At 66.6% G+C, this 18605-nt stretch carries 16 protein-coding genes; 14 read left to right on the forward strand and 2 right to left on the reverse strand.

What is annotated here, in order from left to right:
- Nucleotides 1-58: 58 nt before the first annotated feature.
- Entirely contained in the window at nt 59-988 is a 930-nt protein-coding gene (locus JVX90_RS07410) for a peptidylprolyl isomerase (RefSeq protein WP_205331727.1), read from the reverse strand.
- 144 nt (nt 989-1132) lie between these two features.
- Between JVX90_RS07410 and JVX90_RS07415 the strand changes: the two genes are divergently transcribed.
- The 3 genes from JVX90_RS07415 to JVX90_RS07425 all read left to right on the forward strand — a co-directional run bounded on the left by JVX90_RS07415 (nt 1133) and on the right by JVX90_RS07425 (nt 3948).
- Nucleotides 1133-1843 (forward strand): MBL fold metallo-hydrolase, encoded by a 711-nt coding sequence (locus JVX90_RS07415; RefSeq protein ID WP_205331728.1) that lies wholly within the window; start codon nt 1133-1135, stop codon nt 1841-1843.
- Nucleotides 1840-3105, forward strand: coding sequence for a histidine--tRNA ligase (gene hisS, locus JVX90_RS07420; RefSeq protein ID WP_205331729.1), 1266 nt, complete (start codon nt 1840-1842; stop codon nt 3103-3105). The genes JVX90_RS07415 and hisS overlap by 4 nt, the downstream gene beginning before the upstream one ends.
- Before the next feature lie 123 nt (nt 3106-3228).
- On the forward strand, nt 3229-3948 hold the full coding sequence (locus JVX90_RS07425) for a type IV toxin-antitoxin system AbiEi family antitoxin domain-containing protein (protein WP_205331730.1): 720 nt from the start codon (nt 3229-3231) through the stop codon (nt 3946-3948).
- A 72-nt stretch (nt 3949-4020) separates the two neighbouring features.
- Here JVX90_RS07425 and JVX90_RS07430 read toward each other — a convergent pair whose 3' ends face one another.
- A complete protein-coding gene (locus tag JVX90_RS07430; protein WP_205331731.1) occupies nt 4021-4902 on the reverse strand; it encodes a neutral zinc metallopeptidase in 882 nt (293 codons plus the stop codon).
- 119 nt (nt 4903-5021) lie between these two features.
- Between JVX90_RS07430 and aspS the strand changes: the two genes are divergently transcribed.
- The 11 genes from aspS (at nt 5022) to aroB (ending at nt 18564) form a co-directional block, all read left to right on the forward strand.
- Nucleotides 5022-6827, forward strand: a complete 1806-nt coding sequence (gene aspS, locus JVX90_RS07435; protein WP_205331732.1) for an aspartate--tRNA ligase — start codon at nt 5022-5024, stop codon at nt 6825-6827.
- Between the two features lie 8 nt (nt 6828-6835).
- Nucleotides 6836-7969: a hypothetical protein gene (locus JVX90_RS07440; protein WP_205331733.1), complete on the forward strand. Its 1134-nt coding sequence runs from the start codon at nt 6836-6838 to the stop codon at nt 7967-7969.
- 71 nt (nt 7970-8040) lie between these two features.
- Nucleotides 8041-9339: a replication-associated recombination protein A gene (locus JVX90_RS07445; RefSeq protein ID WP_240194155.1), complete on the forward strand. Its 1299-nt coding sequence runs from the start codon at nt 8041-8043 to the stop codon at nt 9337-9339.
- Nucleotides 9340-9420: 81 nt separating this feature from the next.
- Complete coding sequence (gene alaS, locus JVX90_RS07450) at nt 9421-12123, forward strand: alanine--tRNA ligase (protein ID WP_205331735.1); 2703 nt, start codon at nt 9421-9423, stop codon at nt 12121-12123.
- Nucleotides 12120-12566 (forward strand): Holliday junction resolvase RuvX, encoded by a 447-nt coding sequence (ruvX, locus tag JVX90_RS07455; RefSeq protein ID WP_205331736.1) that lies wholly within the window; start codon nt 12120-12122, stop codon nt 12564-12566. Before alaS ends, ruvX begins: the two co-directional genes overlap by 4 nt.
- A 32-nt stretch (nt 12567-12598) precedes the next feature.
- Nucleotides 12599-14380 (forward strand): endolytic transglycosylase MltG, encoded by a 1782-nt coding sequence (locus JVX90_RS07460; protein WP_205331737.1) that lies wholly within the window; start codon nt 12599-12601, stop codon nt 14378-14380.
- Complete coding sequence (locus JVX90_RS07465) at nt 14373-15188, forward strand: shikimate dehydrogenase (protein WP_205331738.1); 816 nt, start codon at nt 14373-14375, stop codon at nt 15186-15188. The genes JVX90_RS07460 and JVX90_RS07465 overlap by 8 nt, the downstream gene beginning before the upstream one ends.
- A 157-nt stretch (nt 15189-15345) precedes the next feature.
- A complete protein-coding gene (locus JVX90_RS07470) occupies nt 15346-15768 on the forward strand; it encodes an A24 family peptidase (protein ID WP_205331739.1) in 423 nt (140 codons plus the stop codon).
- Nucleotides 15765-16943, forward strand: coding sequence for a chorismate synthase (gene aroC / locus JVX90_RS07475; RefSeq protein WP_205332320.1), 1179 nt, complete (start codon nt 15765-15767; stop codon nt 16941-16943). The genes JVX90_RS07470 and aroC overlap by 4 nt, the downstream gene beginning before the upstream one ends.
- A complete protein-coding gene (locus JVX90_RS07480; protein ID WP_205331740.1) occupies nt 16940-17461 on the forward strand; it encodes a shikimate kinase in 522 nt (173 codons plus the stop codon). The genes aroC and JVX90_RS07480 overlap by 4 nt, the downstream gene beginning before the upstream one ends.
- The gene (gene aroB / locus JVX90_RS07485) at nt 17458-18564 is read left to right on the forward strand and encodes a 3-dehydroquinate synthase (protein WP_205331741.1); all 1107 of its coding nucleotides are present in this window, start codon (nt 17458-17460) and stop codon (nt 18562-18564) included. Before JVX90_RS07480 ends, aroB begins: the two co-directional genes overlap by 4 nt.
- Nucleotides 18565-18605 lie beyond the last annotated feature (41 nt).

The raw sequence follows: 18605 nt of genomic DNA on the forward strand, positions 1-18605 counted from the left end.
GTCATACGACGAACGGCCCGACTCCGAGACTCGGAGTCGGGCCGTTTCACGTGTCGGGTCAGGCGACCGATGCGTTCTTGATCTGGAGCGGAAGCTTGGGAGAACCGTCCTCGGCGCTGCCCGTCGCCGTCGGCACGATGCCGCCCTTGGCGACCTTGTCGATGATCTTCATGCCGGCGTCGTCAACATGACCGACGACAGCAAGGGTCGGCGTGAGAGTGGAGTCCTTGGTCACGATGAAGAACTGGGCGCTGCCGGTGTTGGCGCGGCCCTGCTCTGCATTGTTGCTGTTGGCGATCGCGATGGTGCCACGGGGATAGATCACGGTCTGCTGGCTCATGCCCATCGCCGCCATCTGCGGATCGATCGGCACTTCCTTCAATCCGGTGGGGTCTTCGTCCGGGGTGTTCCAGCCCGGTCCGCCCATGCCGGTGAGCGTCGGATCGCCGCACTGCAACACAGAGAGGTTCGCCGAGTTGGTCAGCCGGTGGCACTGCGTGCCGTCGTAGAAGCCGTTGGTCGCCAGCGACTGGACTGCGTTCACGTTGCACGCTGCGAGTGAGCGATCCAACGTGATCGGCACGTCACCGAGATTGGTGGCCAACGTCAGGTCGAGGGTTCCGGTGTTGAGTGTCCGGCCGTCCGGCGTAGGAGACGTCCGCTGCTTGGCTTCGCCGTCTCGAAGTTCTTTGAGGAACGCTTCGCCCTGTGCCTTCTGCTCGGCGGGTGCCGTAGCGAGCTGGGTCTCGACAGCCTTGATCGTCTTCGCGAAGTCGACCGGTGCAGCGGTGTAGTCACAGGTCGTGTGACGCTTGTCGTCCCAGTTCCGGTACCAGAAGTAGCCTCCGACGGCGGCGATCGCGACGACGGCGACGCCTGCGGCCGCCAGCATCGACAGCTTGCGCTTCTTGGCGGCCTGCCGCTCGCGGGCGAGCCGTTCCTCCAGTTTCTGGCGGGCGGCTTCGCGACGCTCTTCGTTGGTCGACACGCTCGTGGAACCTCCTGTGGGCGGGTGGCTGCGCGGGGCGGTCCGGGCAGCGGGCCCTATGCTATCGCAGTGCTCTGAAAGGTCGATGAGACAATGGTTTCCGACACGCTCCGAACGTCACATACTCGAGGAGAGGCTTACCAAGTGCTCATCGCCGGATTCGCCGCCGGAATGTTCCAGACGAACTGCTACCTGGTGGCCGAGGGTCCCGGGTCGGACGCGATCATCATCGATCCCGGCCAGGATGCAGCTCCGAGCGTCCGCGAGGCGCTGGCCGAGTACTCGCTGAATCCGGTCGCGATCTTCCTGACACACGGTCACCTCGATCACACCTGGAACGCGCAGGAGTTGGCTGACGAGTTCTCCATTCCCGCCTACATCCATGCGGCGGACCGTCCGATGCTGACCGATCCGGGTGTCGGCGTGGGACGCGCGCTGTCGGAGATGATCGGCGACACCGTGTTCCGCGAGCCGGAGAAGGTGATCGAGTTCGTCGACGGCGAGGACGTTGAGATCGCCGGCCTGCGGTGGGGCGTCGCTCACGCACCGGGGCATTCGCCCGGCAGTGTGCTCCTGACTCCCGATCTGCCGGCCGATCCGGAGACGGGGGAGACCGTATCGGTCTGTTTCTCCGGCGATGTGCTGTTCAACGGCTCGATCGGGCGCACAGATCTGCCCGGCGGCAACCACCAGCAGCTCCTCGACTCGATCGCCGCAACGCTGATGGGCCGCGACGACAACCAGGTGATTCTTCCGGGGCACGGACCCCAGACCACCATCGGCGCGGAGCGCACGGGTAATCCGTTCCTCGTCGACCTGCCCGATGCACAGAAGAAGGGACGGTTCGGACTGTGAGCGAATTCTCCGCGCCGAAAGGTATTCCGGACTACTACCCGCCTGCGTCGGCGGACTTCCTCGCCGTCCGCAACGCGCTGACCGACGCCGCGTACCGCGCGGGCTACGGACACATCGAGCTGCCGATCTTCGAAGAGACGGCGCTCTTCGCGCGCGGCGTCGGCGAGTCGACGGACGTGGTCTCCAAGGAGATGTACACCTTCGCCGACCGTGGCGGCCGCACCGTGACGCTTCGCCCGGAAGGCACCGCGGGTGTCATGCGCGCCGTCATCCAGCATGGACTGGACCGTGGACAGCTTCCGGTGAAGCTCTGTTACTCGGGTCCGTTCTTCCGGTACGAGCGCCCGCAGGCCGGCCGATACCGCCAGTTGCAGCAGGTGGGTGTAGAGGCGATCGGCGTCGACGACCCGGCGTTGGACGCCGAGGTCATCGCCATCGCAGACGAGGGCTACAAGCGCCTGGGCCTCAGCGGCTATCGCCTGGATCTGACGTCGCTCGGCGACGACACCTGCCGACCTCAGTACCGCGAGCGCTTGCAGGAGTTCCTGCTCGGACTCGACTTGGACGAGGCCACCCGGGAACGCGCCCGCATCAATCCGTTGCGGGTGCTCGACGACAAGCGTCCCGAGGTCAGAACGGCCACCGCCGACGCGCCGCTGATGCTCGATCATCTCAGCGACTCGGCGCGGGACCACTTCGAGCAGGTCAAGAGCCATCTCGATCGCCTCGGCGTTCAGTACGTCGTCAACCCGCGTCTCGTCCGTGGACTCGACTACTACACGAAGACGACGTTCGAGTTCGTCCACGACGGTCTCGGCGCGCAGTCGGGCATCGGTGGTGGCGGACGGTACGACGGCTTGATGAAGCAGATCGGCGGCAAGCAGGAGCTGTCCGGCATCGGCTTCGGTATCGGCGTCGACCGCACGATCCTCGCGCTCGAGGCCGAGGGGGTCTCCGTCGCGGGTGTCGGACGTGTCGACGTGTTCGGCGTGCCGATGGGTGCAGCGGCCAAGGCCGAGCTCGTCGCTCTGGCCGGTGAGCTCCGCGCCGCGGGTGTGAAAGTCGACCTCGCATACGGCGACCGCGCCCTCAAGGGTGCGATGAAGGCCGCCGACCGTTCCGGCGCCCGCCTCGCCCTTGTTCTCGGCGACCGCGAACTCGACGAACGCACGATCGAGATCAAGGACCTCACCAACGGCGATCAGCGCAAGGTGTCCCTCGACGCCGCCCTAGCAGAGATCCGCTCCCGCCTCGGCATCTGACAAACGAGGTACTCAGCGACAAACGAGGCACGCATGCGTGCCTCGTTTGTGCTTGAATGCCTCGTTTGCAAGCCTGTGGACAACGTATGTGACGAATCCGTGAATTCGGGCTTCAATCTGGACATGTGGCTTACGGACGAGCACGGGATCATCAATCGCGGCGAAGCACTCGACTCGGGAGTCTCCGAGCGGCAGCTCACGGACGCGATCCGTCGCGGCGAACTACTGATCGTCGGGCGTGGACACTATTCACTGCCGATCACGGATCGCTCGTCCGCAGAAGCTGCAGAAGAGGAGTACCGACGCCGAAGTCTGGTCGCGGGGAGGCGCGGGTCGCTTGTCCTCAGCCATGAGTCGGCTGCATCGCTGCACAGGCCGAAACTCTTGTACCCGGATCACGACCACATTCACATGACAAATGGCCGAGGGGACGGCGGCTACCGGCAGTCGAGACGGATTGTGCACCCTCGCACGTTGACCGACAACGAGATCGTGATGGTCGATGGCGTGTTGGCGACAAGCCTCGAGCGAACAGTCGTCGACGTCGCCCTCGGAGCGAGGAACTTTGCGCAGGCGCTGACTGCGTTCGACTGCGCGCTCGCACGAGACGCCGACGTCGAGGCGATCGGACAGCTGCTCGCCGAACGGCGCCGAGGAGTGAGCCTCGCTCGTCGCGCTTTCGGATTCGCGGACGGGCGTTCGGAATCTCCTGGCGAGTCGTGGAGCCGGGCCCAGATGATCGACGACGGGCTTCCCGTGCCCGACTTGCAGGTCGAATATTCCCTTCGGTCAGGCCGGACGGCGCGTTGCGACTTCGGCATCATCTGCGGCGAGGAATACTGATGCGCATCCTGCGCTCGCACTACGTCCGACTCGGGATTCGTGTCTGAACGAGGTTGTCGTCCAAGCCCTCGTTTACAGGTCGTTCGTCGCGAAGGTGTCGCAGCGGGACGGCTTGCCACCGTCATAGCCGATCTTGAACCAGCGGACGCGCTGGGTGGACGATCCGTGAGTCCAGCCCTCGGGGTTGGAGTTGGAGCCCTGGATGGTGTCGTCGCCGATCGCCTGAGCGGACTTGATGACCGTCGAGATCTGCTCCTCGGTGAGCGGCTTGAGCATCGCGTCCGGTCCCTTGTCGGCGTGATAGGCCCACACGCCGGCGAGGCAGTCGGCCTGCAGTTCGATGCGGCGTGAACCGTCGTTGCCCATCCGTTGGCCCTTCGCGAGCACACCGGTCAGATTCTCGACGTGATGACCGAACTCGTGGGCGACGACATACTCCTGAGCGAGGGGGCCGTCGGACCCGCCCATGCGCTTGAGGTCGGCGAAGAACGCCGGATCGAAGTACGCGGTACGGTCGGCGGGGCAGTAGAAGGGACCCATCGCGGACGACGCCGCACCGCAGCCGGTCGAGATGTTCCCGGCGAAGATACGAGTGGCGGGCTTGGTGTAACCACGCATCTGCGTCGCCCAGACCTTGTTCAGGCTGTCCTTCGTCGCGACGATTCGACACACATCATCGGAGTTCGCCATCTCCACGGTGCAGGAATCGATGTGCTCTTGCAGCTGACGATTCTCGGCGCTGTCGGTGCCCTGGCTGCCGGGAGCCGCCTGCTGATTGGACGAATCGCCACCGAGAATGTCGCCGGGATTGATGCCGAACAGCAGCGCGACGATTGTCACGATCACGCCGACACCGCCACCGAGGGCGATCTTTCCGCCGCCGAAACCGCCGCCGCCAGAACCTCCGGCCGACACGTCACTTGTGTCGAGAGGTCCGCTCCCCTGAAAAGTCATGGGCTAACAGTAGCCAAGACGTCCGGCCCGAAGTCGCTTTGTCGGTGGCGATCCGTAGAATTGACCGGAACCGTCACCAATCCTGCCAGCGACCCCGCTGCGCACAAGGAAGGAATCCAGTGCTCCGCACGCATTTCGCCGGATCGTTGCGCCGCGAGGACGCCTCGCAGACCGTCACCGTCACCGGTTGGGTCGCACGTCGTCGTGACCACGGAGGCGTCGTCTTCATCGACCTCCGCGACTCGTCCGGCCTCGTGCAGGTCGTCTTCCGCGACGACGAGGTCGCCGAAGCAGCTCACCGTCTGCGCGCCGAGTACTGCGTCAAGGTGACCGGTGTTGTCGAAGAGCGACCTGAAGGCAGCGAGAACGCGGCCCTCGCATCAGGCGCCGTCGAACTGAACGCGACCGAGCTCGTCGTCCTCAACGAGTCCGCACCCCTGCCGTTCCAGCTCGACGAGCAGCCCGGCGAGGAAGCGCGCCTGCGCCACCGCTACCTCGACCTGCGCCGTGAAGGCCCGGCCCGCGCGATCCGTCTGCGCTCACAGGTCAGCGCCGCGGCACGTGCCGTTCTCGGCTCGCACGACTTCGTCGAGATCGAGACGCCCACGCTCACGCGGTCGACGCCCGAAGGCGCCCGCGACTTCCTGGTGCCCGCACGACTCCAGCCCGGCACGTTCTACGCGCTGCCGCAGAGTCCGCAGCTGTTCAAGCAGCTGCTCATGGTCGCGGGCATGGAGCGGTATTACCAGATCGCCCGCTGTTACCGTGATGAAGACTTCCGTGCCGACCGGCAGCCGGAGTTCACACAGCTCGACATCGAGATGAGCTTCGTCGACGAAGACGACGTGATCGCCCTCGCCGAAGAGATCCTGGCGTCGCTGTGGAAGCTCATCGGCCACGAGATCACCGCGCCGATCCCACGCATCACCTACGCCGACGCGATGCGTCGGTTCGGCAGCGACAAGCCCGACCTGCGTTTCGACATCGAGCTCGTCGAGTGCACCGAGTTCTTCAAGGACTCGCCGTTCCGCGTGTTCAAGGCTCCCTACGTCGGCGCCGTCGTGATGACCGGTGGTGCGTCGCAGCCGCGTCGTCAGCTCGACGCGTGGCAGGAATGGGCCAAGCAGCGCGGTGCCAAGGGGCTCGCGTATGTCCTGGTCCAGGAAGACGGCACACTGACCGGTCCGGTCGCGAAGAACATCTCCGACGCCGAGCGTGAAGGCATCGCAGCCCACGTCGGGGCGAAGCCGGGCGACTGCATCTTCTTCGCAGCGGGTGCCGTGAAGCCGATGCGTGCACTACTCGGTGCGGCGCGCGGCGAGATCGCACGCAAGCTTGATCTGATCAAGGACGGCGACTGGGCGTTCACCTGGGTCGTCGACGCCCCGATGTTCGAGCCCGCGGGCGACGCGGTCGAGGCCGGCGACGTGGCTGTCGGCTCCGGCGCCTGGACCGCCGTACATCACGCGTTCACCTCTCCGAAGCCGGAGTGCCTCGAGAACCTCGAAGCCGATCCGGGCGCGGCTGTGGCCTACGCCTACGACATCGTCTGCAACGGCAACGAGATCGGCGGCGGATCGATCCGTATTCACCGTCGTGACGTGCAGGAACGCGTGTTCAAGATCATGGGCATCGGTGAAGAGGAAGCGCAGGAGAAGTTCGGCTTCCTCCTCGACGCGTTCTCGTACGGTGCACCGCCGCACGGCGGCATCGCCTTCGGGTGGGACCGCATCACCTCGCTCCTCGCCGGCGAATCGTCCATCCGCGAAGTGATCGCGTTCCCGAAGTCCGGCGGCGGCGTCGACCCGCTCACCGATGCTCCGGCCGCGATCACGCCGGAACAGCGCAAGGAGTCGGGAATCGACTTCAAGCCCGCACCCAAGGCCGCCGCTGAAGCGGCTGGAGAGGGACAGGCGAACGCCTGAGTCTCATCATGACCGTAGTGGCACATGATCGAATCGATTCGGTGCTCGACACCGCGCAGGACGTCCTGACGCGGCGAGCGGGCAGCCGAGTCCGCATCGACGACCCCGAGGACCTCGGAGGCTCGGGCCGCAGTACCGTGTTGCGGGTCCGAGTCGCCGACAACCCGGTGTCACTCGACCGCACCGTCGTCGTCAAAGCGTTCGACGAGAACTCGTCGGCCGACCAGGTGTTGCGGGAGATCGCGTCGTACCGGTACGCCACCGCGTTGCCGACGGCGTCGCGGCCGGGCCCGCAGCTGCTCGCCTCCGATCTCGACAGCCGGATCCTCGTCCTCACCGATCTCGGTGACGGACGGCGGATGATCGACCTTCTCGCGTCGACTGACGTCGACGAGGTCGGTCGCGGCGTCAGTGCGTGGGGGCAGGCGCTCGGGCGGATGCACGCGGCGACCTTCGGTGGTGAAGACGACTTCGACACTCTGCTCCGTGTCAGCGGTCGCCGCGGCGACGGTCGCCGAAGCGCACCGGTCTGCTCGTCGGGCATCGATGCTCAGGCCGCCGAGGCGGTCCGGCGCACAGTCGACGTCGCCGACGAGATCGGGGTGAGCGTTCCAGACGAGTTCCGCGCCGTGCTCGACACCGGCCTGGCGCTCTTCGCCGACGGCCGGTTCCGGGCGTTCAGCACGTCGGATGTCGGTCCGGAGAACATCCTGATCAACGACGACGGCGTCCAGTTCATGGACTACGAGTGGGGTGCGTTCCGCGACGCCACGCTCGACGTCGCGTACGCGCTCGCGACGTTCCCATCGGCCCTGTCCGAACCCGCGTCGCACCGCGCTGCCGACCTGGAGACGGCGCTCGCCGACGCATGGCGTGCGGAAGTGTCTCCGTTGTGGCCTGCGCTCGCCGACGACCGGACGCTCCGAGACCTGCTGACCACGGCGCGCACCCTGTGGGTGTGGCTCGGCACGTACTGGATGCTGGAGTCGGACACCTCGGGGGACGACTGGGCTCTGCACACCGCCGATCCTCGCGTGGTGACCGCCCGGTGGGCCGACCTCGCCCGGTCGTCGGCCGACCCGGTGGTCTCGGACGTCGCACACGACGTCGGACGCGCGCTGCAACGTCTCTGGTTCGAATGACCGGCCAGTCGGGGGACGGCGCGGGGGACCTCTTCGACGACATCGGCACGGCGCAGCGCTCGAACCCGCCGATGCCGTCACCGTCCGCACCACTCGCAGTCCGGATGCGGCCGACTTCTCTCGAGGAAGTCGTCGGACAGGATCATCTCCTCGGCGAACGGTCACCGTTGCGTCGTCTGATCGCCGGTTCCGGCGGCTCGTCGGTGCTGCTGTACGGCCCTCCCGGCACAGGCAAGACCACGATGGCGTCGTTGATCAGCCAGGCCACCGGTGGCAGTTTCGAGGCACTCTCCGCGCTGTCCGCCGGCGTCAAAGAGGTCCGGGCGGTCATCGACGTCGCTCGCCGACGACTGATTCAAGGCCATCAGACGGTCCTTTTCATCGACGAAGTCCACCGGTTCTCCAAAACTCAGCAGGACGCGTTGCTCGACGCCGTCGAGAACCGCATCGTGCTGCTCGTCGCCGCGACCACTGAGAACCCGTCGTTCTCCGTGGTGGCGCCGCTGCTGTCGCGCTCGCTGGTTCTGCAGCTGAGGTCGCTCACCGACGACGACATCAAGGATGTCGTGGCGCGCGCCGTCGCCGACCCGCGTGGGTTGGACGGGTCGGTGGAACTGTCGGACGAAGCGCTCGAGCATCTGGTCGCCGTCGCAGGGGGAGATGCGCGCCGGGCGTTGACGGCGCTCGAGGCCAGCGCCGACGGCAGCGACGGCGAGACGGTCACCGTCGCCGACGTCGAAGCGGCGATCGACCGCGCAGCCGTTCGGTACGACCGTTCCGGCGACCAGCACTACGACGTGACCAGTGCGTTCATCAAGTCGATGCGCGGGTCTGACGTCGACGCCGCCCTGCACTATCTGGCGCGCATGCTGAGCGCGGGGGAGGATCCCCGATTCATCGCTCGACGGTTGATGATCCACGCCAGCGAGGACGTCGGCATGGCGGATCCGACCGCGCTGCAGACTGCCGTCGCCGCTGCTCAGGTGGTGCAACTCGTCGGCATGCCGGAGGCGAAGCTCGCGTTGGCGCAGGCCACTATCCATATCGCGACGGCGCCGAAGTCGGGTTCGGTCACCTCGGCACTCGGTGCCGCCATGACCGACATCTCGTCGGGGAAGGCGGGTGCGGTTCCGTCACACCTGCGCGACGGTCATTACGCAGGAGCGAAGAAGCTCGGCAACGCCGTCGGCTACCGCTTTCCACACGACGATCCGGACGGGGTCCTCGCTCAGCAGTACGCGCCGGACACGCTGGTCGGAGTCGATTACTACCTGCCGACCGATCACGGGTTCGAACGTGAACTCGGCCCGCGCGTGGGCAAACTCCGCTCCATCGTTCGCGGCCTGGCGGGACGTGCACGCCGTCGTTGACGCGTGCGACGTCAACTCCCTTGTCACAGACCGGTAAACTCGAGTACCGGTATCACCACTTCAACGAAGGACACCGCCGCAGTGCAGACGCATGACATCCGGAAGCGTTTCCTGGATCACTTCATCCGGGCCGGTCACACCGAGGTTCCCAGCGCCTCGCTGATTCTCGACGACCCGAATCTGCTGTTCGTCAACGCGGGCATGGTGCCCTTCAAGCCGTACTTCCTCGGTGATCAGACTCCGGTGTACGACCGTGCCACCAGTGTGCAGAAGTGCGTACGCACCCTGGACATCGAAGAAGTCGGCATCACGACCCGCCACAACACGTTCTTCCAGATGGCGGGCAACTTCTCCTTCGGTGACTACTTCAAGCGCGAGGCGATCCAGTTCGCCTGGACCCTGCTGACCAACCCGATCGACGAGGGCGGCTACGGCATCGACCCGACGCGCCTGTGGCCGACGGTCTACCTCGACGACGACGAGGCCGAGACCATCTGGCGTGACGAGATCGGCGTGCCGGCCGAGCGTATCCAGCGACGCGGCCTCAAGGACAACTACTGGTCGATGGGCGTGCCCGGCCCGTGCGGACCGTGTTCGGAGATCTTCTACGACCGCGGCCCGGAGTACGGCGTCGAGGGCGGCCCGGAGGTCGACGAGGACCGGTACATCGAGATCTGGAATCTCGTGTTCATGCAGAACATCCGCGGCGAAGGCGGCGGCAAGGACAATTACGAGATCCTCGGACCGCTGCCGAAGAAGAACATCGACACGGGAATGGGCGTCGAGCGAGTCGCCTGCATTCTTCAGGGCGTCGACAACGTCTACGAGACGGACCTGTGCCGGCCGATCATCGACCTCGCCGCCGAGCTCACCGGCCGCGGCTACGGTGCAGGCAACCACGACGACGACGTCCGATTCCGCGTGATCGCCGATCACGCCCGCACCTCGGTCATGTTGATCGGCGACGGCGTCGTCCCGTCCAACGACGGTCGCGGTTACGTTCTCCGTCGTCTGCTCCGCCGTGTCGTGCGTTCGGTCCGGTTGCTGGGCGCCGGGAACGCAGTGAGCGGGCCCGATCAGCGCAGCGCGTCCGACCCGACGATGGGGCGGATCGTGGAGGCGGTCATCGACCTGATGAGCCCGTCGTACCCGAACCTCGCCGAACAGCGCGCACACATCGTGTCGGTCGCGGTCGGCGAGGAGACGAGCTTCGCGAAGACGCTCGCTGCCGGTTCCAAACTGTTCTCCGAGGCGGCCGACGCCACCAAGGCGTCGGGCAAGTCGCGGATCAGCGGAGACGACGCCTTCGCCCTGCACGACACGTACGGGTTCCCGATCGACCTGACCCTGGAGATGGCGTCTGAGGCGGGCCTCGACGTGGACCGCGACGGCTTCACCGAATTGATGGCCGAGCAGCGCAGGCGGGCGAAGGCCGACGCGAGCTCGCGTAAGGCGTCGCACGCCGATCAGACGGTGTACCGCGAATTCCTGGACCGCGGCCCGACTGTTTTCACCGGTTTTGACGAACTGGTCTCCGAGGCACGCGTCCTCGGGCTCGTGTCCGACGGCGAACGTGTTCGTTCGGCGGTGCCGGGCACCGAACTCGACGTGATCCTCGACCGCAGCCCGCTCTACGCGGAGTCGGGCGGCCAGATGGCCGATCAGGGTGTCATCACCACCTCCGACGGTGTCCGCCTGTCCGTGAAGGATGTCCAGAAGGTCGGCAAGCAGGTGTGGCTGCACCGCGTGACCGTCGACGAGGGCGAGATCACGGAGGGCGCCGACGTGCTCGCCAGCGTGGACGCCGCGTGGCGTCACGGAGCGACGCAGGGACACTCGGGCACGCACCTGGTGGGTGCTGCTCTTCGGCAGATCCTCGGACCTACAGCGACGCAGGCCGGTTCGCTGAATCGTCCCGGCTACCTGCGCTTCGACTTCCACGCGGGCAGTGGTCTCACCGACGACCAGCGCGCACAGATCGAACAGATCAGCAATGAGGCAGTCGAGGCGAACTTCGGGGTGAACACCTTCGAGACCGACCTGGACAAGGCCAAGGCGATGGGTGCGATGGCGCTCTTCGGTGAGAACTACGGCGACCGCGTGCGCGTGGTCGAGATCGGCGGACCCTTCTCGATGGAACTGTGCGGCGGAACGCACGTCGGCAGCTCGGCTCAGGTCGGCCCGATCACGCTGATCGGCGAGTCGTCGGTCGGTTCCGGAGTCCGACGGGTCGAGGCGTACGTCGGAATGGACTCGTTCCGGTACCTGTCGCGTGAGCGCGCGCTGATGGCCGGGCTCGCGTCGAGTCTCAAGGTTCCGTCGGAGCAGGTTCCCGATCGTGTCGACCAACTCGTCACCAAGCTTCGCGACGCGGAGAAGGCGCTCGAGGCACTCAAGGCGGAACAGGCCCGCGCAGCGGTGTCGGGACTCATCGACCAGGCTCAGACTGTCGGCGAGACGCTGGTGGTAGCCGGACGTGTGGCCGACGGTGTGGACGCGAACGGCTTGCGGACTCTCGTCACCGACCTTCGTGGTCGGGTCGCCGACCGCAACGCCGTTGTCGCGCTGTTCTCGGCTGACGGGGACAAGGTGCCGTTCGCGGTCGGAACCACCGATGCGGCACGTGCGGCCGGCATCAAGGCGGGCGACGTCGTCAAGGAGATCGCACCCCTCGTCGCCGGTCGTGGCGGCGGGAAACCCGATCTCGCACAGGGGTCCGGTACAGACGCCGCTGGAGTCGACGCTGCACTGGTCCGGCTCCGCGACGTCGTCGGCGGGCGATGATCACGCCGCGCGGACGGCGTGTCGCGATCGATGTCGGCAGCGTCCGCGTCGGGGTCGCGGTGTGTGATCCGGACGGAATCCTGGCGACGCCTGTCGAGACGGTCCAGCGGACCAAACACGACGGCGACGTCGAACGTGTTGTCGCAATCGTCGACGAATACGAGGCGATCGGCGTGATCGTCGGGCTCCCGCGGACGCTGCGTAACACCGACGGCCCGGCCGTCGAGGCGGCCCGCGCGTTCGGCGATCGTGTCGAGGCGAAGCTGACGGGGCGCGACACTCTGCCCGATGTGACCGTTGAATACCACGATGAACGACTGACCACCGTTACCGCGACGACCGCACTCCGCGCAAGCGGAGTCAAGGCGAAGAATGCGCGCGCCGTCGTCGATCAGGCCGCCGCGGTGGCTATTCTGCAGGGATGGCTGGACGCGCGTCGCTGACGCGGGCACGCCGATGAGGAGGACCGACCGACGTGACTGACCAGGACCGTACGCCCCGTCACGGGAACGACGCACGGCCCCGCCATTCGGGTTCCACACCGGACGGCAACGCCGGTGATCCGCGCCGATTCTTCTCCGATCCGTCGGCGGTTCAGGAGGGCAACCGACGTCGGAGGCGTCGTGGACCCGGCGATCCGACGACGACGGGGAGCATCCCGATCGTTCGAGTCGAGAGCGCATTGCCCGATCCGACCATCGAGTACCGGACGCCCGAGCCGCCTCAAGGCGCTCCGTCCCCGTACTTCGAAGTGCGCTATCGGGATGCCTCTCCCGAGCCGATGATGCGGCTGAGCGAACCGCACGCGCAGACACCGGTCTCGGAAGCGCCTGTCACCGGCAACGATGACCAGCTGTTCGCATCGCCGGTCCCGCGCGAGCCGGAACCGTTCTATGCAGAGCCGGAAACGCCCGCCGTCGCACCGACGTCGAACGTGGCGCCGACCCGGCCGGTGTACGCGCAATCCGCGCCCACGGAACCGGTGGACGTTTCGCGGGCCGCCGAGCCTGCGGCCCGGACCGAGTCGCCGGTGTTCGTTCCAGACATCCTCGAGTCGCGTGATGACGACGACGCGGACACGGGCGAGATTCCCGTGCACGGTGGCGCGATGCCGTCGCGGAAGAAGAATCGGGGCATTCTCCTCGGAATCGGCGCGCTCGTCCTCGTCGCCGTCCTCGTCGTCGGCGGGCTCGGCCTCAAATGGCTCGGAGTGTTCGATTCGCGCACGGACTTCAGCAGTGACACCGGCTCGGGTTCGACGCTCGTCGAGGTGCCGGCCGACGCGGCGATCCGTGACGTCGGGCAGACACTCGCCGATGCGGGCGTCGTCGGCAGCCAGCGTGCGTTCGTCGACGCCGCGGAAGGCGGCGCCGGAGTGTCCGCAGGTTTCTACGCGTTGCCGAAGGGCATCTCCGGCAAAGCGGCACTGGACATGATGTCCGGTGACGACAAGCGTGTCGGACGGTTCATCGTCCCCGAGGGACTGCAGTTGGACTCCAAGAAGAGCTCGGACGGCACGACTAGACCCGGTGTGTTCCAGATGATCGCGAAGGCGACGACGTTCACCACGGACGAGCGCACGTACGGTGTGACCGCCGAGCAGTTGCAGCAGGCCGCGGCCACGTCGACTCCCGAGGAACTCGGTGTCCCCGATTGGGCGACGGCGAAGGTGAAGGAACTGACCGGAGATCATCGCCGACTCGAGGGCCTGATCGCGTCAGGCGCGTGGGAGGACATCGATCCCCGCCTCGACGCACGCGCCATCCTCAAGGACCTGATCACCCGCAGCGTGGCCCGATTCACCGCGTGGGGCCTGCTCAGCGGCAACAACTCTGGCAAGTCGCCGTACGAGACGCTGACCATCGCGTCGATCGTCGAGGCCGAAGCGCAGCACGAGGACGATTTCCCGAAGGTCGCGCGCGTGATCGTGAACCGGCTCGATCAGGACATCCGCTTGCAGATGGACTCGACCGTCAACTACACCGCAGCGGTCGCCGACATCGACGTGCACGGCGAGTCGTTCATGGACGGGAACAAGTGGAACACCTATCAGCACGACGGGCTTCCCTTGACTCCCATCGGTGCGGTCGGCGAACGTGCGCTGTCGGCGACGGAAGACCCGGCTGCAGGCGACTGGCTGTACTTCGTGACCGTGGACAAGGAGGGCACAACGCTCTTCGCGAAGACGTTCACACAGCATAAGAAGAACCGTCAGGTGGCGTGTAAGAACAATCTGCTGACGGTCAACTGTGAGTAGGGCGGCGGTCCTCGGATCGCCGGTCGGCCACTCCCGATCACCCGATCTGCATCGTGCCGCGTACACGGCGCTCGGCCTCGACGGGTGGACCTACGACGCCGTCGAGACGACTGCCGACGAGTTGCCGGCACGCGTCGGCGGCGCGGGAGCCGACTGGGTCGGATTCTCCGTCACCATGCCGTGCAAACTCGCGGCACTGGCGTTCGCCGATGTCCGGACGGTTCGGGCTGAGCTGGTCGGATCTGCGAACACGCTGCTCCGGACGCCCGACGGTTGGCGCGCGGACTGCACCGACGTCGATGGAGTGACGGGAGCCCTCGCCGAAGCAGGGCTCCCGACCGGGGCGTCCCGGGCTGTGATCGTCGGGGCCGGTGGCACGGCGCTGCCGGCGCTCGCCGCGCTGGCCGACGCGGGAGTGAACGATGTCGCCGTCGTAGCCCGTGACGAGGGTCGAGCGCGCGGTGTCCTCGAACTCGCCGAACGGCTCGACGTCCGGGCGCGAGTCGTCGACTTCGGCGACGACGATGCGGTGCGCGCGGCCTGCACCGACGGCGACGTGACGATCTCGACGGTTCCGGCACCCGGGGCGGCGACGATCGCCGATGCACTCGCCGCGTCGAAACGCGTCGTCGACGTCATCTACGATCCGTGGCCGACCCCGCTCGCTCAGGCCGTCGGGTCTGCGGGCGGCGTTGTGGTCGGCGGCATCGTGATGCTGCTCAATCAGGCGTACAGCCAGGTGGAGCAATTCACCGGCCTCTCGGCGCCGCGGTCGGCGATGGCTGCAGCGGTCGGCGTCACACTCTGATTGAACTCACGACACGGCAGAAAAGAAGCACCGGGGTGTGTTTCGTACGCCACCCCTCTGTGACTTTCAGGGCACAACGCCACCTGCGTCGGCAGGGTGAAGCACGCCTGTGGAAATCGTGCTGGTCAGATCGCGGATTCCTGGTGATGCTGGCAGCGTGATCACCATCGTGCTGTCCGCGGCCGTCATCGTGTGTGCCGTCGTCGACGCGCGTACCGGACGAATACCGAACGTGATCACCGGACCGGCCGTCGTCGTGGTGGTGGCACTCAGCGCCGCCGATCCGGCCACCGCAGTCGCGGCGGCGGTCTGCGCGGCGCCCTACGCGATCGCGTTCGCACGAGGGCTGTGCGGCGGAGGAGACGTGAAACTCGCCGTCGTCTGTGGCGGGATGCTCGGTGATCCGGGGCTCGCGGCAATGACCGTTGTCGGTGCCGCGATCGTCACCGGGATCGTTCTCGTCGCCCGTCGCACGCGGGTCGTTGCGCACGGCCCGGCACTCGTTGCGGTCACATTGGCATGGCTGGTCATCGCCGTCGTCGGGCCTTCTGGAACAATTGACACGTGTTGCGTTGGATGACTGCCGGAGAATCGCATGGACCGGCCCTGGTGGCCCTGGTCGAAGGCATGGTGGCGGGAGTGGAGATCACCACTGCCGACATCGCCGAACAATTGGCTCGACGCCGCCTGGGCTACGGCCGTGGCGCGCGCATGAAGTTCGAGGCCGACGAAGTGACTGTGATCGGCGGTGTCCGTCACGGCAAGACTCTCGGCGGTCCGATCGCGGTCGAGATCGGCAATACCGAGTGGCCCAAGTGGGAGAAGGTCATGTCGGCCGATCCGGTCGACGAGGACGAACTCGCTGGCAGTGCACGTAATGCAGCTCTGACGCGTCCGCGTCCGGGACACGCGGACTACTCGGGAATGCTCAAGTACGGGTTCGACGACGCTCGCCCGATCCTGGAGCGCGCGAGCGCCCGCGAGACCGCTGCGCGCGTGACTGCGGGCACCGTCGCCCGGAACTTCCTCAAGCAGGTTCTCGGCATCGAGATCGTGTCGCACATCGTCTCGATCGGCGACAGCGACCCGTACACCGGACCCGCACCCCGCCCTTCCGACCTCGACGCGATCGACGCGAGCCCAGTCCGGGCCTTCGGCAAGGACGCCGAGACGTCGATGATCGAGGAGATCGAAGCCGCCAAGCGTGACGGCGACACCCTCGGCGGCGTCGTCGAAGTGATCGCGACAGGCGTTCCCGTCGGTCTCGGCTCTCACGTCAGCGGCGAGGCTCGTCTCGACTCGCGGCTCGCCGCCGCACTCATGGGCATCCAGGCGATCAAGGGCGTCGAAGTCGGCGACGGTTTCGAGACGGCGCGTCGTCGTGGCAGCCAGGCGCACGACGAGATGGTTCCCGGCGCCGACGGAGTGCTGCGGTCGACGAACCGTGCAGGCGGCCTCGAGGGCGGCATGACAAACGGTGAAGACGTCCGTGTCCGCATTGCGATGAAGCCGATCTCGACGGTCCCGCGCGCACTCGCAACCGTCGACATGACGACCGGCGAACCCGCGAGCGCCATCCACCAGCGCAGTGACGTGTGCGCGGTGCCCGCTGCGGGAGTCGTCGCCGAGGCGATGGTCGCGCTGGTCCTCGCTCAGGTGGCGCTCGAGAAGTTCGGTGGCGACTCCGTCGGCGAGACGGGCTCCAACCTGCGCGGATACCTGGACGCAGTCGAAGCCCGTCCGCCGCGCCCGTGACGGTTGTGGTGCTCGCCGGGTTCATGGGATCCGGCAAATCGACGGTCGGCCGCGCTGTGGCCGATCGACTCGGACTGCGGTTCGTCGACACCGACATCGAGATCGAACGACGCTCGGGCCGCACCATTCCCGAGATCTTCGACGCTGACGGTGAGACGGGATTCCGCTCAATCGAAGCCGACGTCGTACGAGCCGTGCTCTCCGAGAGCACGGGTGTCGTCGCGCTCGGCGGTGGATCGCCGACGGTGCAGGCGATTAGCGACGTACTCGCCGGCCATCATGTCGTGTATCTCGCGATCGGCGCGGACGACGGCTTCGAACGGGTGAAGGGCTCGAACCGACCGCTGCTGTCGAGTCCCGAACCGTCGGCACGGTACGCGGAACTGCTCAACTCTCGTGTCGACGCTTATGAGAGCGTTGCGCGATTCACCGTCGATGCGACCCGCCCGGTGGACGAGATCGTCACCGACATCATCAGAAGCCTGCACGAGGCAGGCCTGCCCCAGGAGGACTCATGACCGAACCGGTCACCGTCGCAGTCCGTGCGGCCTCGCCGTACAACGTCACCATCGGCCGTGGACTGCTCGACGACGTCGCGGTCGCCGCGAAGGGCGCAGACCGGGTGTGTGTGGTCTACCAGCCCACTCTCGCACAGACCGCCGAGCAGATCCGGGAGTACCTCTCAGGCAAGGGATTCGACGCGCATCGTGTGGAGATCCCGGACGCGGAGGCAGGCAAGGACCTGTCGGTGGCGGCGTTCTGCTGGGAGGTGTTCGGCCGCATCGGGATGATGCGCAACGACAAGGTGATCAGCCTCGGCGGCGGTGCCGCGACCGACCTCGCGGGTTTCGCGGCCGCCACGTGGATGCGTGGCATCGGGGTCATCCACGTCCCGACCACACTTCTGGCGATGGTCGACGCCGCAGTCGGCGGGAAAACCGGCATCAACACCGACGCCGGAAAGAACCTCGTCGGGTCGTTCCACGAGCCGGACGCGGTCCTCATCGATCTGGCGACCCTCGAAACTGTGCCGCCGAATGAGGTGGTCGCCGGGCTCGCCGAGGTCATCAAGACCGGCTTCATCGCCGACCCGGTGATCCTCGATCTCATCGAAGGGGACCCGAAGGCGGCGCTCGACCCGGCTGGAGAACTCCTTCCGGAACTGATTCGTCGTTCGGTTCAGGTGAAGGCAGACGTCGTGTCGGCCGACCTGAAGGAGTCGTCGCTCCGCGAGATCCTCAACTACGGTCACACCCTGGGCCATGCCATCGAACGCCGCGAGCAGTACAAATGGCGTCACGGCGCCGCCATCTCCGTCGGCATGGTGTTCGTCGCCGAATTGGCACGGCTCGCCGGTCGCCTCGACGATGACACCGCGGATCGGCACCGGTCGATCCTCGAACTCGTCGGACTTCCCACGGAGTACGACGAGGACGCACTGCCGGCACTCCTCAAGACCATGGCGGGCGATAAGAAGAACCGCTCAGGAATGATTCGCTTCGTGGTCCTCGACGGTCTCGCCAAGCCGGGACGACTCGAAGCTCCCGATCCCTCGCTGATCGCGGCCGCCTACTCCGCGGTGGCCAAGGGCAAGCCCGCGGGCGGCGCGATCCTGCTCTGACGACATTCAACCGTCGGAGACACAAGAACGGCGCCGGACCT

Source organism: Gordonia sp. PDNC005 (assembly GCF_016919385.1).
Lineage (GTDB): Bacteria > Actinomycetota > Actinomycetes > Mycobacteriales > Mycobacteriaceae > Gordonia.

What these genes read in the sequence shown, in the direction of transcription:
- JVX90_RS07430 (WP_205331731.1), bottom strand. Translation starts at nt 4,902, where the DNA reads ATGACTTTTCAGGGGAGCGGACCTCTCGACACAAGTGACGTGTCGGCC.
- JVX90_RS07440 (WP_205331733.1), top strand. Translation starts at nt 6,836, where the DNA reads ATGACCGTAGTGGCACATGATCGAATCGATTCGGTGCTCGACACCGCG.
- aroB (WP_205331741.1), top strand. Translation starts at nt 17,458, where the DNA reads ATGACCGAACCGGTCACCGTCGCAGTCCGTGCGGCCTCGCCGTACAAC.
- ruvX (WP_205331736.1), top strand. Translation starts at nt 12,120, where the DNA reads ATGATCACGCCGCGCGGACGGCGTGTCGCGATCGATGTCGGCAGCGTC.
- JVX90_RS07425 (WP_205331730.1), top strand. Translation starts at nt 3,229, where the DNA reads ATGTGGCTTACGGACGAGCACGGGATCATCAATCGCGGCGAAGCACTC.
- JVX90_RS07445 (WP_240194155.1), top strand. Translation starts at nt 8,041, where the DNA reads ATGCCGTCACCGTCCGCACCACTCGCAGTCCGGATGCGGCCGACTTCT.
- aroC (WP_205332320.1), top strand. Translation starts at nt 15,765, where the DNA reads ATGACTGCCGGAGAATCGCATGGACCGGCCCTGGTGGCCCTGGTCGAA.